11 protein-coding genes are annotated in these 14,425 nt (G+C 72.8%); all 11 read left to right on the top strand.

The genetic code is table 11. The annotated features are described in order from the left end of the window. The first annotated feature begins 136 nt into the window (after nt 1-136). The 11 genes from mraZ to murC all read left to right on the top strand — a co-directional run bounded on the left by mraZ (nt 137) and on the right by murC (nt 14,372). Complete coding sequence (gene mraZ / locus ACQP2O_RS16085; protein ID WP_360878178.1) at nt 137-568, top strand: division/cell wall cluster transcriptional repressor MraZ; 432 nt, start codon at nt 137-139, stop codon at nt 566-568. 328 nt (nt 569-896) lie between these two features. Beyond that, on the top strand, nt 897-1,964 hold the full coding sequence (rsmH, locus tag ACQP2O_RS16090) for a 16S rRNA (cytosine(1402)-N(4))-methyltransferase RsmH (RefSeq protein ID WP_433185038.1): 1,068 nt from the start codon (nt 897-899) through the stop codon (nt 1,962-1,964). Beyond that, entirely contained in the window at nt 1,961-2,956 is a 996-nt protein-coding gene (locus tag ACQP2O_RS16095; RefSeq protein ID WP_433185041.1) for a hypothetical protein, read from the top strand. Before rsmH ends, ACQP2O_RS16095 begins: the two co-directional genes overlap by 4 nt. Next, nucleotides 2,953-4,944: a peptidoglycan D,D-transpeptidase FtsI family protein gene (locus ACQP2O_RS16100; protein WP_433185044.1), complete on the top strand. Its 1,992-nt coding sequence runs from the start codon at nt 2,953-2,955 to the stop codon at nt 4,942-4,944. The genes ACQP2O_RS16095 and ACQP2O_RS16100 overlap by 4 nt, the downstream gene beginning before the upstream one ends. Before the next feature lie 47 nt (nt 4,945-4,991). Next, nucleotides 4,992-6,524: a UDP-N-acetylmuramoyl-L-alanyl-D-glutamate--2,6-diaminopimelate ligase gene (locus ACQP2O_RS16105; protein ID WP_433191040.1), complete on the top strand. Its 1,533-nt coding sequence runs from the start codon at nt 4,992-4,994 to the stop codon at nt 6,522-6,524. Between the two features lie 84 nt (nt 6,525-6,608). Next, a complete protein-coding gene (locus ACQP2O_RS16110; protein WP_433185047.1) occupies nt 6,609-8,006 on the top strand; it encodes a UDP-N-acetylmuramoyl-tripeptide--D-alanyl-D-alanine ligase in 1,398 nt (465 codons plus the stop codon). Further along, nucleotides 8,003-9,061, top strand: coding sequence for a phospho-N-acetylmuramoyl-pentapeptide-transferase (gene mraY / locus ACQP2O_RS16115; RefSeq protein WP_433185050.1), 1,059 nt, complete (start codon nt 8,003-8,005; stop codon nt 9,059-9,061). Before ACQP2O_RS16110 ends, mraY begins: the two co-directional genes overlap by 4 nt. Further along, nucleotides 9,046-10,452 carry a UDP-N-acetylmuramoyl-L-alanine--D-glutamate ligase gene (gene murD / locus ACQP2O_RS16120; protein WP_433185053.1) on the top strand — a complete coding sequence of 469 codons (1,407 nt, stop codon included), beginning with the start codon at nt 9,046-9,048 and terminating at the stop codon, nt 10,450-10,452. Before mraY ends, murD begins: the two co-directional genes overlap by 16 nt. Before the next feature lie 135 nt (nt 10,453-10,587). Beyond that, nucleotides 10,588-11,841, top strand: a complete 1,254-nt coding sequence (gene ftsW, locus ACQP2O_RS16125) for a putative lipid II flippase FtsW (RefSeq protein ID WP_433185056.1) — start codon at nt 10,588-10,590, stop codon at nt 11,839-11,841. A gap of 45 nt (nt 11,842-11,886) precedes the next feature. After that, nucleotides 11,887-12,978: an undecaprenyldiphospho-muramoylpentapeptide beta-N-acetylglucosaminyltransferase gene (gene murG, locus ACQP2O_RS16130; protein ID WP_433185059.1), complete on the top strand. Its 1,092-nt coding sequence runs from the start codon at nt 11,887-11,889 to the stop codon at nt 12,976-12,978. Continuing rightward, on the top strand, nt 12,975-14,372 hold the full coding sequence (gene murC / locus ACQP2O_RS16135; RefSeq protein WP_433185061.1) for a UDP-N-acetylmuramate--L-alanine ligase: 1,398 nt from the start codon (nt 12,975-12,977) through the stop codon (nt 14,370-14,372). Before murG ends, murC begins: the two co-directional genes overlap by 4 nt. Nucleotides 14,373-14,425: the final 53 nt, after the last annotated feature.

A 14,425-nucleotide genomic window follows, 5' to 3' on the forward strand; every position in this document is an offset into this window, starting at 1 on the left:
CTTCTGACCTGGCCATTCGCGCGGCGAGATGCCGTGTGACCGGTGTTTTGGTCGTTGACCGTGGAGGAGAGTGGAGTACAGTGGGGCGCCGTGGGGGACGTGCATCGACCCCCCGCGATGCGGGAGGTGGGGGCCGATGTTCCTCGGCACTCACTCACCGCGCCTGGACGACAAGGGACGACTGTTCCTGCCGGCGAAGTACCGCGAGGAGCTGTCAGGGGGATTGGTGATCACGAAGGGCCAGGAACGCTGCCTCTACGTCTTCCCTGAGGCCGAGTTCCAGCGCATCACCGAGGCGCTTCGCACCGCACCGGTCACCGCCAAGGCAGTGCGGGACTACAGCCGGGTCTTCTTCGCCAGCGCCTCAGACGAGGTCCCCGACAAGCAGGGCCGGATCACCATTCCGCAAGCGCTTCGGCGCTACGCGGGCCTGACCCGCGACTGCGCCGTCATCGGGGCCAACACGCGCTTGGAGATCTGGGACGCCTCCGCGTGGGAGACCTACCTGGACGACCAGGAGCAGCAGTTCTCCGACCTGTCGGAGGAGGTGCTGCCAGGGATTCTTTGACGCACCATCGCCGGTGATCGGATATCCGTTCGGCGAGGTCTCCACCCGCTCCCAGCTGGCGCACCTTCCCCGGTGCCAGATGGCCGTTGCACAACCTTCTTCCTCACGGAGCAGCGGATGGGGACCTGGCCGGACGAAATCCGACGGGGGCCGGCGAAAGCCATTGAGCGGTGAGCCGCCGAGCATGAGGGGTGGCGTCTCCCACGGGGCAGACGGCCACACCGGCCGCCTACATCGTTCCTGATCTGTTCTCTCTCAGGGGTGACGGGCGACAGCGGGCGCGGTTTCAGCGCTGTCCGCGAGCAGTGGCGTCCTGAGGGGGTTTTTCATGCACGGCGACGATGAGCGCGAGGAGGGTTCGCGCGCGCAAGGCCATGTTCCGGTCATGCTCGACCGGATCCTGGCGCTGCTCGCTCCGGCTCTGTCGGTGCCCTCCGATGAGGACGCGGTCTACGTCGACGCCACCCTCGGCCTCGCCGGACACGCCGCCGCCGTGCTCGCCGCACATCCGCGGGCGCGCCTCATCGGGCTCGACCGTGACACGACGGCGCTGGAGCGGTCCCGGCAGCGGCTCGAGCCGTACGCCGGCCGGTTCGCGCTCGCGCACGCCGTCTACGACGAGCTGCCCCGCGTCCTGGACGAGCTCGGCGTCCGCCGGGTGCACGCCGTCCTGTTCGACCTCGGGGTCTCGTCCCCGCAACTGGACGAGGCCGAGCGCGGCTTCGCCTACTCCTACGACGCGCCGCTCGACATGCGGATGGACCGCACCCAGCGGCTCACCGCCGAAGAGGTGGTCAACACCTACTCGGTCGCCGACCTGACGCGCATCCTGCGCGACTACGGCGAGGAGCGGTTCGCGCGGCGCGTCGCCGAGGCGATCGTCCGTGAGCGGGGGCGCGCCCCGCTCACGTCGACGGCCCGCCTCGTCGACGTCGTCCGCGGCGCCATTCCCGCCGCCTCGCGTCGTACGGGAGGCCACCCGGGCAAGCGCACCTTCCAGGCCCTGCGCATGGAGGTGAACGGCGAGCTCGCCGCGCTCGAGCGCGCGGTGCCCGCCGCGCTCGACGCCCTGGCCCTCGGCGGCCGCATCGCCGTCCTGTCCTACCACTCTCTGGAGGACCGGATCGTCAAGCGCGCGCTGGCCGCGCGCACCACCGATACCACCCCGCCGGATCTCCCGGTTCCGCTGCCGGAGTTGCAGCCCCGGTTCCGCCTCCTCACCCGGGGCGCGGAGCAGCCGTCCGACGAGGAGACCGAGACCAACCCCAGAGCCGCCTCGGCACGCCTGCGCGCCGCCGAGCGGATCCGGGAGGACGCACGTCCGCGAGGCATCGGCGCGATGCCCCTCGGTGAAGAGCCGCCGAGCGGGCGGAGTGGAGCAGGAGGCATCGCATGACCATCACGACTCCACCGGAGACCCGGCGGCGCCGCCTCCGGCGCGAGGAGGCGTCCACGCGCGCCGCGAACGGCACCGATGCCCCGACGAAGGACCGGGCGGATCCGCCACGCGAAAAGCGCTCCAGGGCGGCTCCGAAGAGCGCGTCGGGTGCCAAGGGTGCCCCGAAGGGCGCCACGGCGGTGCCGAAGGAGACGCAGGGCGGCAGGACGTCCAAGGGTTCCGGGACCGGCGGCCGCGCCGCCGCGCGCGGGACGGCGGACACCGGCACGGCCAAGCGCGGCAAGCCGCGGACCGGCGGCGCCAAGGACGCCTCACGCTCGGCGGCCACCGGCACGGCCACCGCCACCGCGCGCCGCCCCGCCTCGGCGAAGGCGGCCGGGAGGACCGGCGCACCGGCGACGGGCCGGAAGGCCGCGACGCCGGCGTCGGGCGGCACGGCGACGAAGGCCCGGACGACGACCGGGACGCCGACCCGCCGGACCGCCGGGAGCGCCGCGACGCGCCCGCGGGTGTCACGAGAGGCCGCGCCGCCGCGCGGCCGCGCGCCGTTCGTCCTGCTCATCGTGGGCCTGCTCGGTGGAGCCCTCGTCAGCCTCCTGCTGCTGAACACCGTCCTGGCACAGGACGCCTTCACGCTCAGCGAGCTGCAGCGCGACAACCGGCAGCTGGCCGAGCGCAAGCAGGCGCTCCAGGCCGACATCGCCCGGGAGAGCGACCCGGAGGTGCTGCACCGGAAGGCCCTCGGCCTCAACATGAAGGACCCGCAGGGCCCGGCCTTCATCGACCCCCGCACGGGACGGCTGATCGAAGGCGGCGCCCGCCCCCAGGGCGTGTCCGACGCCGCGGTGGCCGCCGCGGCGGCCGGTGCCGTCACCGGCGCGCCCGGCGCGCTGGTGCCTCCGGCCGATCCCACGCCTCCGCGCCGGAACACCGGCACGGCTCCGCAGGCGAAGACCGCGCCGCGTAAGACCGGAGGCGGCACGCGGTGACCTCGCGCCGCGGCCGCGGACCGGCCGCACCCTCACCGCCCGGAGGCCCGCGCCGCTCGAGCGGCCCCGGGCAGGCCGGTCGCGGCCAGGGCGGCCGGGGCCAGGCGTCATCGGCGCGTTCGGGTGCGCGGGGGGCCGCCGGTTCGGCGCAGTCCGCCCGGCGCGCCCGCGGCCGTCCGCCGGCGGCGGCGCCGCGGCGGCCTCGCGCGCTCCTGCGGCGCCGGATCGTCCGCCGTGATCCCGTCAAGCGCCTGAACGTCGGTCTGTTGCTCGTCGCGTTCGTGCTGTCGCTGTTCGCCGGGCGCCTCGTCCAGCTGCAGGGCATCGAGTCCAAGGGCTACGCCGAGGCCGCCGTACGGCAGCGGCTGAACCGGATCGACCTGCCGGCGGTTCGCGGGTCCATCACCTTCGCCGGTGGGCAGCCGCTGGCGATGACCGTCGACGCCCGGGTGATCTACGCCGACCCGTCGCTGATCCAGCAGTACGAGCAGAAGCACCGGACGAACATCCGGAACAAGATCGCCACGACGCTCGCGTCGATGTTCGGCCTGAACCCCGCGACGCTGCTGCAGAAGCTGGCACCCCGGACGAAGATGGACCACTACCGGGAGCTGATCCACCACGTGCCGCCCGACCGCGCCCGCATGGTGACCGCGATGGACTTCACGGGGATCGGCACGCTCCAGGAGTACCGCCGGGACTATCCGGGCGGTGATCTCGCCGCCAACGTCGTCGGCTTCGTCAACACCCAGAACGACGGCGCCGCGGGCCTGGAGTCCAGCATGAACAAGCTGCTCAAGGGGCGCAGCGGCTGGCAGAAGGTCGAGGTGAGCGAGAAGGGCCAGCGCATCCCCATGGGCGAGGACCAGCAGAGCAAGCCGACCCCCGGCAAGGGCCTGCGCCTCACCCTCGACCAGGACATCCAGTGGAAGGCCCAGGACGCGATCGCCCGTCAGGTCAAGGCGACCAAGGCGCAGAGCGGCACCGCCATCGTCATGGATCCGCGGACGGGTCAGGTCCTCGCCATGGCGACGGCACCGACCTTCGACCCGTCCACGTACTGGAAGTGGAAGCCCGACGACTGGGGCGACCGGGTGGTCGGCGAGGGGTTCGAGCCGGGCAGCACCAGCAAGGTCGTCACCGCGGCGGCGGCGCTGGAGGTCGGGCACGTGACGCCCGACACCGTGTTCTCCGTGCCCGACCACATCACCAGGCTCGACCGGACCTTCCACGACTCCGAGACGCACCCGACCGAGAGCCTCACCTTCGGCGGCGTCCTCGCCAAGTCCAGCAACGTCGGCACCATCATGGCCAGCGAGAGGCTGTCCGAGTCGCAGCTCTACCAGTACATGCGCGCCTTCGGGTACGCCCAGGAGACCGGCGTCGGCCTGCCGGGCGAGAACCCCGGCCTGCTCAAGCCGCCGAACCAGTGGTGGGGCACCGACCGCTACCCGATCGCGTTCGGGCAGGGCGTGTCGGTCAACGCGCTGCAGGTCGCCAGCGTCTACTCCACGATCGCCGACCACGGGGTCCGCGTGACCCCCAACGTGATCTCCGGCACGACGGACGACCACGGCAACGTCACGCCCGCCGCCAAGCCGGCGCAGCGCCGGGTCATCAGCGCCACCACCGCCGCCGAGCTCACCAAGATGCTCGAGGGGGTCACCACCAAGGAGGGCACGGCGCCCGCCGCGCAGATCCCCGGCTACCGGGTCGCGGGCAAGACCGGCACCGCCCAGCGGATCAACCCGAGCTGCGGTTGCTACCAGGGCGGCGGCTACACCTCCACCTTCGTGGGCTTCGCTCCGGCGGAGAACCCTCAGCTCGTCGTCGAGGTCGTGCTGCAGAAGCCGCAGAACGGCTACTACGGTGGTGAGGTGGCTGCCCCGGTGTTCAAGGACATCATGAGCTTCGCCCTGCAGAGCCGCCGCGTCCCGCCGAGCTCGGGCCGGACCCAGAAGATCCGTATCTCCCCAGACCAGCGCTGACCGACGGTACCCTCTCCGCCGTGTCCAACAGACCCGATCCCGATCCCATGCGACCCAAGACCGTTCCCGCCCGCCCACTGTCCGGGCTCGCCGCCCTCCTCGGCCTGAGCGAGGGCAGCGAGCCGCTGCGGGGAATGGTCACCGGCGTCACGCACGACTCCCGGAAGGTCATGCCGGGCGACCTGTACGCCGCGCTTCCGGGCAGCCGCTTCCACGGCGCCGTGTTCGCGGCGCAGGCCGCCGAGGCGGGCGCCACCGGGATCCTCACCGACCGCGAGGGCCGGATCCGGGCCGAGAAGTCGGGGCTGCCGGTGCTCGTCGTGGACGACCCCCGCGCGGTGCTCGGCCGGGTGGCCTCCTGGGTGTACGGCGACCCGGTGCGCGACCTGACACTGCTGGGCGTCACCGGCACGAGCGGCAAGTCGACCACGACGTTCCTGCTGGAGGCGGGGCTGCGGGCCGCGGGGCACGAGACGGGCCTGGTCGGCGGGATCGAGATCCGCGTCGGCGGCGAGGTGCTGCCGAGCGCGCTGACGACGCCGGAGGCGACCGACCTGCACGGCCTGTTCGCCCAGATGCGCGAGCGCGGCGTGACGGCGGCGGCCATGGAGGTCTCCAGCCACGCCCTCGACTTCGGCCGGGTGGGCGGCGCCTACTACGAGGTCTCGATCTTCACGAACCTCTCCCAGGACCACCTGGACCACCACCCGACGATGGAGGACTACTTCGCCGCCAAGGCGCTGCTGTTCACCCCGGCGTACTCCCGGATCGGCGTCGTGAACGTCGACGACTCCTGGGGCCGGCGGCTCACCCAGGTCGCGAAGATCCCGGTCACGACGTTCTCCGCGGACGGCGACCCGGGCGCGGACTGGCGGGCGGAGGACGTACGGCTGCGGCCGGACGGCAGCGACTTCCGGGTGGTCGGCCCCGGCGGGGTGGAGGCCGAGGCGAGCGTGCCGCTGCCCGGGCCCTTCAACGTCGCCAACGCGCTCGGCACGATCGTGGCGCTGGTCGAGTCGGGGATCTCCCTGCAGGTCGCGGTGCGGGGCGTCGCCGGCGTGGCCGGGGTCCCCGGCCGGCTGGAGCGCGTCGACGAGGGCCAGGACTTCGCCGCGCTCGTCGACTACGCCCACAAGCCCGGAGCCGTCCAGGCGGTCCTGGAGACCCTGCGGCCGCTCGTCGCCGACGACGGACGGCTGATCATCGTGCTCGGCTCCGGCGGTGACCGGGACACCGGCAAACGCCCCGTCATGGGACAACTCGCGGCACGCCTCGCCGACGTCGTCGTCCTGACGAACGACAACCCGCGGTCCGAGGACCCTTGGGCCATCCTCAACGCTATGGTCGGGGGGATACTCACCGTGCCGGAGAACGACCGGGCCCACGTCGTCGTGGAGCCCGACCGGGCGGCGGCGATCGCCCTCGCGGCCGACCGGGCCCGGCACGGCGACGTCGTCGTCATCGCCGGCAAAGGTCATGAACAGGGGCAGTATGTCGGCGGTGCGGTCCTCCCGTTCGACGACCGCGAGGTCCTGCGCCGCGTCCTGCGCGAGCGCCGGGAGAGACGAGATGACCACTGAGCGCGCGCGGCCGGGGTACGCCTCGCGCACGCCTGGCGCTGTGCCCCCGCAATCGACCAATCGGACATCCGGCAAGGAGCAGACTTGATTCCACTCTCGCTCGCGAGGATCGCGGAGATCACCCGGGGGAGGATGGACGGTGCGTCCCCTGAGGCGGTCGTGAGCGGACCGGTCGTCATCGACTCGCGCAAGGCCGAGCCCGGAGCGCTGTTCGTGGCGTTCCAGGGCGAGCACGCGGACGGGCACGACTTCGCCGCCCAGGCGGTCGAGGCGGGCGCGGCGGCCGTGCTCGCCGAGCGGCCCGTCGGCGTTCCCGCGATCGTCGTCGACGACGTCCTGACCGCCCTGAGCGCGCTCGCCCGCGCGGTGGTGGACCGGCTCCCCGGCACCACCGTGATCGGCGTCACGGGATCGGCGGGCAAGACCTCGACCAAGGACCTGATGGCGTGGCTCACCGGCCGGCTCGGCCCGGCCGTCGCGCCGCCCGGGTCGTTCAACAACGAGATCGGCCACCCGCTCACCGTGCTGCGCGCCGACGAGAGCACCCGCTACCTCGTCCTGGAGATGGGCGCGCGGGGGATCGGGCACATCGCCCACCTCGCGCGCGTCGCGCCCCCGGACATCGGCGTCGTCCTCAACGTCGGCAGCGCACACATCGGGGAGTTCGGCAGCCGCGACGTCGTCGCCAAGGCCAAGGGCGAGCTCGTCGAGGCGCTGTCGCCCGAGGGCGTGGCCGTCCTCAACGCCGACGACCCGCTCGTCCGGGCCATGGCCGCCCGCACCTCGGCGCGGATCACGCTGTTCGGGCGGGTGCCGGAGGCGGACGTGCGGGCCACGGCCGAGTCGCTCGACGACGCGGGCCGCCCGCGGTTCACCCTGGTCACCCCGAAGGGCTCGGCCGACGTCGCCCTCCGGCTCTACGGCGCGCACACGGTGAGCAACGCGCTCGCCGCGGCCGCCGTCGCGCACGAGCTCGGCATGCCGGTCGCGGACATCGCCGAGGCGTTGTCGGAGGCGACCCCGGCGAGCCGCTGGCGGATGGAGGTGACCGAGCGCCCCGACGGAGTGACCGTGATCAATGACGCCTACAACGCCAACCCGGAGTCGGTACGGTCGGCGCTGGACACCCTCGTCCACATGGCCCGCGGCCGGCGCGCCTTCGCCGTGCTCGGCGAAATGGCGGAGCTGGGTGCGATCACGGTGAGTGAGCACGAGAGGATCGGTGTCCACGCGGCGCGGGGCGGCCTGGCGGGCCTGATCGCCGTCGGCGAGACCGCCGCGTCCGTGCTGGAAGGTGCTGGACAAGTGGGGTCATGGACGGGAGAAGGCGTGCGGGTCGAGGATGCCGACGCGGCGGTGGCCGCGTTGGGCGAGAGACTGCGGCCGGGTGACGTCGTGCTGGTGAAGGCCTCGCGCGTCGCCGGGCTGGAGAAGGTCGCCCAGGCAGTGCTGGAGATGTCCGAAGGGGGGCACGAGGCGTGAGGACCATCCTGGTCGCGTCGGCCCTGTCCCTGATCCTCGGACTCCTCGGCACGCCCGTGTGGATCCGCGTGGTCCGCCGTCTCGGGTACGGCCAGATGATCCGCGAGGAGGGGCCCGAGGCGCACCTGAGCAAGCGGGGCACGCCCACGATGGGCGGCACCGTGTTCATCGTCGCCGCGCTCATCGGCTACTTCGTCGCCCACGCGGTCACGGCCACGCCGCCCACGGTGTCCGGTGTGCTCGTGCTGTTCCTGATGGCCGGCCTGGGCATGGTCGGGTTCGTCGACGACTACATCAAGGTGTTCAAGCAGCGCAGCCTGGGCCTGCGCAGCGGCGCCAAGATGATCGGCATCATCATCGTCGGCGTCGTGTTCGCGGTCCTGGCGCTGCGCTTCCCCAACGCGTACGGTGCCCCGCCGGCCATGCCGTACCTGTCGTTCCTGCGCGACTTCGGCCCGCCGATCGGCCCGTACCTGTTCGTGATCTGGGCCCTGGTCATGATCGCGGGCACGTCCAACGCGGTGAACCTCACCGACGGCCTCGACGGCCTGGCCGGCGGCGCGGTCGGCACGATCCTCGGCGCGTACGTCCTGATCGGCAACTGGCAGCTGCGCAACAGCTGCTTCTACGTCGGGCTCGCGCCGAACTGCTACACCGTCCGCGACCCGCTCGACCTGGCCGTCGTCGCCTCCGCGGTGCTGGGCGCCCTCGTCGGCTTCCTGTGGTGGAACGCCCCGCCGGCCCGGATCTTCATGGGCGACACCGGCTCGCTCGGCCTCGGCGGCGTGATCGTCGGGCTGGCCGTGATGACGCGCACCGAGCTGCTGTTCATCATCCTCGGCGGGCTGCCGGTCCTCATCACGCTGTCGGTGATCATCCAGGTCGGGTCGTTCAAGCTGACGAGAAAACGCGTCTTCAAGATGGCGCCGCTGCAGCACCACTTCGAGCTGTCCGGCTGGGCCGAGACGACGATCGTGGTGAGATTCTGGCTGATCTCCCTGTTGTGCGTCGGGGCGGGCCTGTCGCTGTTCTACCTCGAATGGATGCCGAACTGATGACCGCCTGGAACGGCCTGCGGGTGTGCGTGGCGGGTGCCGGCCTGTCCGGCCGCGCCGCCGCCCGCGTCCTGGCCGCCCGCGGTGCCCACGTCGCGCTCGTCGACGCGCGCGACGACGAGGCCCTGCGCGCCGAGGCCGCCCTGCCGGGCGTCACGACGCGCCTGGGCGACGGCGACACCCTGCCGCCGGAGACCGACCTGGTCGTCACCTCGCCGGGTTGGCGTCCCACTGCCCCGCTGCTCGAGACCGCCGCCAAGGCCGGCGTCGAGGTCATCGGCGAGGTCGAGCTGGCCTGGCGGCTGCGCGGCCCGGACGCCCCGCCCTGGCTGGCCATCACCGGCACCGACGGCAAGACCACCGTCGTGCGCATGCTGGCCCAGATGCTCGAGGCCGCGGGCCACCGGACGATCGCGGTCGGCAACGTCGGCACCCCCATCGTCGAGGTCGTCGCCGGCGCCGACGGCGCGGGACCGGAGCCGTACGACGTGCTGGCCGTGGAGCTGTCCAGCTTCCAGCTGCACTGGTCGAGCTCGATCCGCCCGCTCGCCGCGACCGTGCTCAACGTCGCGCCCGACCACATCGACTGGCACGGCTCCCTCGAGGAGTACGCCGCCGCCAAGGGCAAGATCTTCGGACCCGGCACGCTCGCGGTGGTCAACGCCGACGACGAGTGGTCCGTACGCCTCGGGGAGCGCGCCGAGCGCTCCGTCGGCTTCACGCTCGGCGTGCCCAGCCCCGGCCGCCTCGGCGTCGTCGAGGACCTCCTCGTCGACCGGGCCTTCACCGCCGACCCCGTACGCGAGGCGGCGGAGCTGGCCGAGCTCTCCGACGTCCGGCCGTTCGCCCCGCACAACGTCGCCAACGCCCTCGCCGCCGCCGCGCTGGCCCGCGCGTACGGCGTGCCGCCCGAGGCGGTCGGCGAGGGACTCCGGCGGTTCCGGCCCGACCCGCACCGCATCGAGCACATCGCGACCGTGGACGACGTCGACTACGTCAACGATTCCAAGGCGACCAACCCGCACGCGGCGGCGGCCTCCCTGGCGGCGTTCCGCTCCATCGTGTGGATCGCCGGCGGGCTCCTCAAGGGCGCCGACGTCGACGAGCTCGTACGCTCGTGCGCCGAGCGGCTCCGAGGCGTCGTCCTCATGGGCGCCGAACGCGGACGGATCGCCGAGGCACTCGCGCGACACGCCCCGGATGTCCCGGTCGTGGACGTCGCCGACACCGACACTGGTGCCATGGATCGCATCGTGACCGCGGCGGCCGGCCTGGCCCGGCCGGGGGACACCGTCCTGCTCGCGCCCGTCGGGGCGTCGTTCGACATGTTCGCCAACTACCCGGCACGCGGTGAGGCGTTCGCGGCGGCCGTCCGGCGGCTCCCGAACTGAGCGGCGCGGTGGGTTTCCGGGCAGAGTGAGCCGACCGTGGCCGGTGACTCCGGGGCGAGCCGCGGGCCGGGTTTCCGAGGGGCGTGATTCGATCGTGAGCGGGGCCGACGGCGGTTCGGGGAGCGTGATTCGACCGTGAGCGCGGTCTACGACGAGGAGGAGCCGCGGTCGGGGCCGCGCGCCTGGGCGTCCGGCGTGGCCGGCCTGTTCGACCGCCCGCTCACCTCCTACTACCTGGTGCTCGGCAGCTCCCTGCTGCTGCTCGCGCTCGGCATGGTCATGGTGCTGTCGGCGTCGAGCATCAAGCAGTACCAGGACACCGGGTCGGCCTTCAGCCTGTTCGAGAGGCAGGCGCTGTGGGTCGGCATCGGCCTGCCGCTGATGTGGATCGCCGGGCGGATGCCTCCGAAGGTGTTCCGCACGATCGCCTACCCGCTGATGCTGCTGTCGGCGCTGGCCCTCGCCGTGGCGCTGCTGCCCGGTCTCGGGCAGAGCGTCAACGGCGCGCAGCGCTGGATCAGCTTCGGCGGGCCCTTCCAGCTGCAGCCGTCGGAGCCGGCCAAGCTGGCCCTGGTGCTGTGGGGCGCCGACCTGCTGGCCCGCAAGGAGAAACTGCGGCAGCTCACCGACTGGCGGCAGCTGCTGATCCCCCTCCTGCCGGGCGCCGGGGTCCTCGTGCTGTTCGTCATGCTCGGCAGCGACCTCGGCACCACCGTGGTACTGCTGACGATCTTCCTGTCGCTGCTGTGGGTCGTGGGCGCGCCGGGCCGGCTGTTCGTCGGCATGGCCGGTGTGACCAGCGTCCTGGTCGCCATCCTCATCGTCGTCGAGCCGTACCGCATGACGCGGCTGACCGGCTTCCTCGACCAGTCCGGCAACCAGCTGACCATCAACTACCAGGGGATCCAGGGGCTCTACGCCATCGCCTCGGGCGGGCTGCTCGGCACCGGCCTCGGCGAGGGCCGGGCGAAGTGGAACTACCTGCCGCACCCGGAGACCGACTTCATCTTCGCCATCATCGGCGAGGAACTCGGCCTGATCGGCACGCTCATCGTCCTCGGGCTGTTCGGCCTGCTGGCGTACGCGGGGCTGCGGATCGCCCGCCGGGTCAAGGATCCCTTCATGCGGCTGGCCGCGGCCGGGGGGACCGCCTGGCTGATCGTCCAGGCCATCATCAACATCGGCGCGGTGATCGGCGTCCTGCCCATTACCGGCATTCCGCTGCCTCTGGTGTCGTACGGTGGGTCCGCCCTCATCCCGACGTTGTTCGTGCTGGGCATGCTGCTGTCGTTCGCGAAACGCGAGCCCGGCGCCCGGCAGGCCCTCGCCGCACGTGGTCCGGGACCCGCCGTAATGGCTCTAAGCTGGCTGGGCCTGGCAAAGCGCTGAGGGTGTCGAACCCGTGACGGAGCGAGAATGATCAGGAGCGCGAGCATGAGGGTTGTCCTGGCCGGTGGCGGCACAGCCGGACACATCGAACCCGCCCTGGCCCTTGCCGACGCGTTGCGCCGGGAGGACCCCGGCGTGCAGGTGACCTGCCTGGGCACCGAGCGAGGCCTGGAGACCCGTCTCGTGCCCCAACGGGGCTATGAGCTCGCCCTGATCCCCCCGGTGCCGCTGCCCCGGACCCTCACGCCCCGACTGCTGACGGTGCCCGGCCGGCTCGCCGGCGCGATCAACGCGGCGGCGGCCGTCCTCGACCGCACGCAGGCCGACATACTCGTCGGGTTCGGCGGCTACGTCGCGACCCCCGGCTATCTCGCCGCGCGGCGCCGGAAGATCCCCATCATCGTGCACGAGGCGAACCCGCGGCCGGGCCTCGCCAACCGTCTCGGCGCCCGCTTCACCGACCACGTCGCGGTCGCCGCGCCCGACACACCGCTCGCGCACGCCGAGGTCGTCGGCGTCCCACTGCGCCGGGAGATCGCCACCCTCGACCGGCTCGGCATGGGCGACAAGGCGCGGGCCCACTTCGGTCTGCGCTCCGACCTGCCGACGCTGCTGGTCTTCGGCGGCTCCCAGGGCGCCCGCTCGCTCAACCGGGCGATCGGGGAGGCCGTGCCGCAGCTGCGGGCGGCCGGCATCCAGATCCTGCACATCGTCGGCCCGAAGAACCTGGCCGAGCCGGAGTTCACGCCCGACGACCCCGCCTACATCATGCTGCCGTACTGCGACCGGATGGACCTCGCGTACGCCGCGGCCGACTTCGCCATGTGCCGGTCCGGCGCCATGACCTGCGCCGAGCTGACCGCCGTGGGCCTGCCCGCGGCGTACGTCCCGCTGCCGATCGGCAACGGCGAGCAGCGGCTCAACGCCGAGCCGATCGTCAAGGGCGGCGGGGGCCTGCTGATCGAGGACGGCGAGCTGACCGCCGACTGGATCCGCGCCAACGTGCTGCCCATCCTCGGCGAGCCCGAGCGGGTCGCCACGATGTCCGAGGCCGCCGCCCGCATGGGCCGGCGGGACGCCGACGTCGCCCTGGCCCGCATGGTCGCCCGCGTCGTCGCCCAAGGAACCCAGTCATGACTCTCGTCACGCCGGTGGAGATCATTCCCGCCGACCGTTTGGGCAAGGTCCACTTCGTCGGGCTCGGCGGTGCGGGCATGTCCGGCATCGCCCGGATCATGCTGGGCCGCGGCATCCCGGTCTCCGGCAGCGACGCCAGGGACTCCGAGCTGCTGACCGAGCTGCGCGAGCTCGGCGCGACGACGTACGTCGGGCACGCCGCCGAGCACGTCGGCGACGCCGCCACCGTGGTCGTCTCCACCGCCATCCGTGAGACGAACCCCGAGCTGGCGGCCGCCCGCGAGCGCGGTCTGCGCGTGCTGCACCGCGCCGCGGCGCTCGCGTCGCTGATGGCGGACCGCCGCGCTGTGGCCGTGGCCGGCACCCACGGCAAGACCACGACCACGTCGATGCTGACCGTCGCCCTGCAGCACGCCGGTGCCGACCCGTCGTACTGCATCGGCGGCCAGCTCGTCACCACCGGCCTGGGAGCCGGGGAGGGCGCGGGCGACCTGTTCCTCGCGGAGGCGGACGAGAGCGACGGGTCGTTCCTCATGTTCACGCCGCACGCCGCGATCGTGACCAACGTCGAGGCCGACCACCTGGACAACTACGGCGGATTCGAGAAGGTCAAGGAGACCTTCGCCGACTTCGTCGCGCGGATCGAGACGGGCGGCCTGCTCGTCGTGTGCGCCGACGACCCCGGGGCCAAAGCGCTGGGCGAGATCGGCGTCCGCCGCGGTCTCACCGTGCGGACGTACGGGGAGGCCGCCGACGCCGACTACCGCATCGAGGGATTCACCCCCCGCGGGCTCGGCTCGCGGTTCACCGTGGCGGGGCGGGAGTTCGAGCTGGCGGTGCCGGGCCGCCACTACGCCCAGAACGCCGCGGCGGCGTACGCCGTGGCCGTCGAGCTGGGCGTCGACGCCGCCAAGGTCGCCGAGGGACTGGCCGGCTTCGGCGGGGCGCGGCGCCGGCTCGAGCCGAAGGGCGAGGTCGGGGGCGTCAAGGTCTTCGACAGCTACGCCCACCACCCGACCGAGCTCGCCGCCGACCTGCGCGCCACCCGCGACTACGTCGATGAGCTCGGCGGCGGGCGCATCGTCGCCGTCTTCCAGCCGCACCTGTTCAGCCGCACGCAGTTCTTCGCCACCGAGTTCGGCGCCGCGCTCGGGCTCGCCGACGAGGCCGTCGTCCTGGACGTCTACCCGGCCCGCGAGGACCCCATCCCCGGGGTGACGGGCGAGCTCGTGGCCAAGGCCGTCCCGCATGGGCGCGTCACGTACGAGCCGGACGAAAGCGCGGTGGCCGGGCGTGTCGCGGCGATGGCGGCTCCCGGGGACGTCATCATCACCATGGGCGCCGGCGACGTGACCCGGCTCGGTCCGGAGATCCTGCGGCTGCTCGGCGCCTGAGCGACCGGTTCCGGCGGCGTCGTGCCCTTACTCACCGGGCTCCCGGTCTCGGC

Origin of the sequence: Actinoallomurus sp. CA-150999 (assembly GCF_050942425.1) — a bacterium.
GTDB lineage: Bacteria > Actinomycetota > Actinomycetes > Streptosporangiales > Streptosporangiaceae > Actinoallomurus.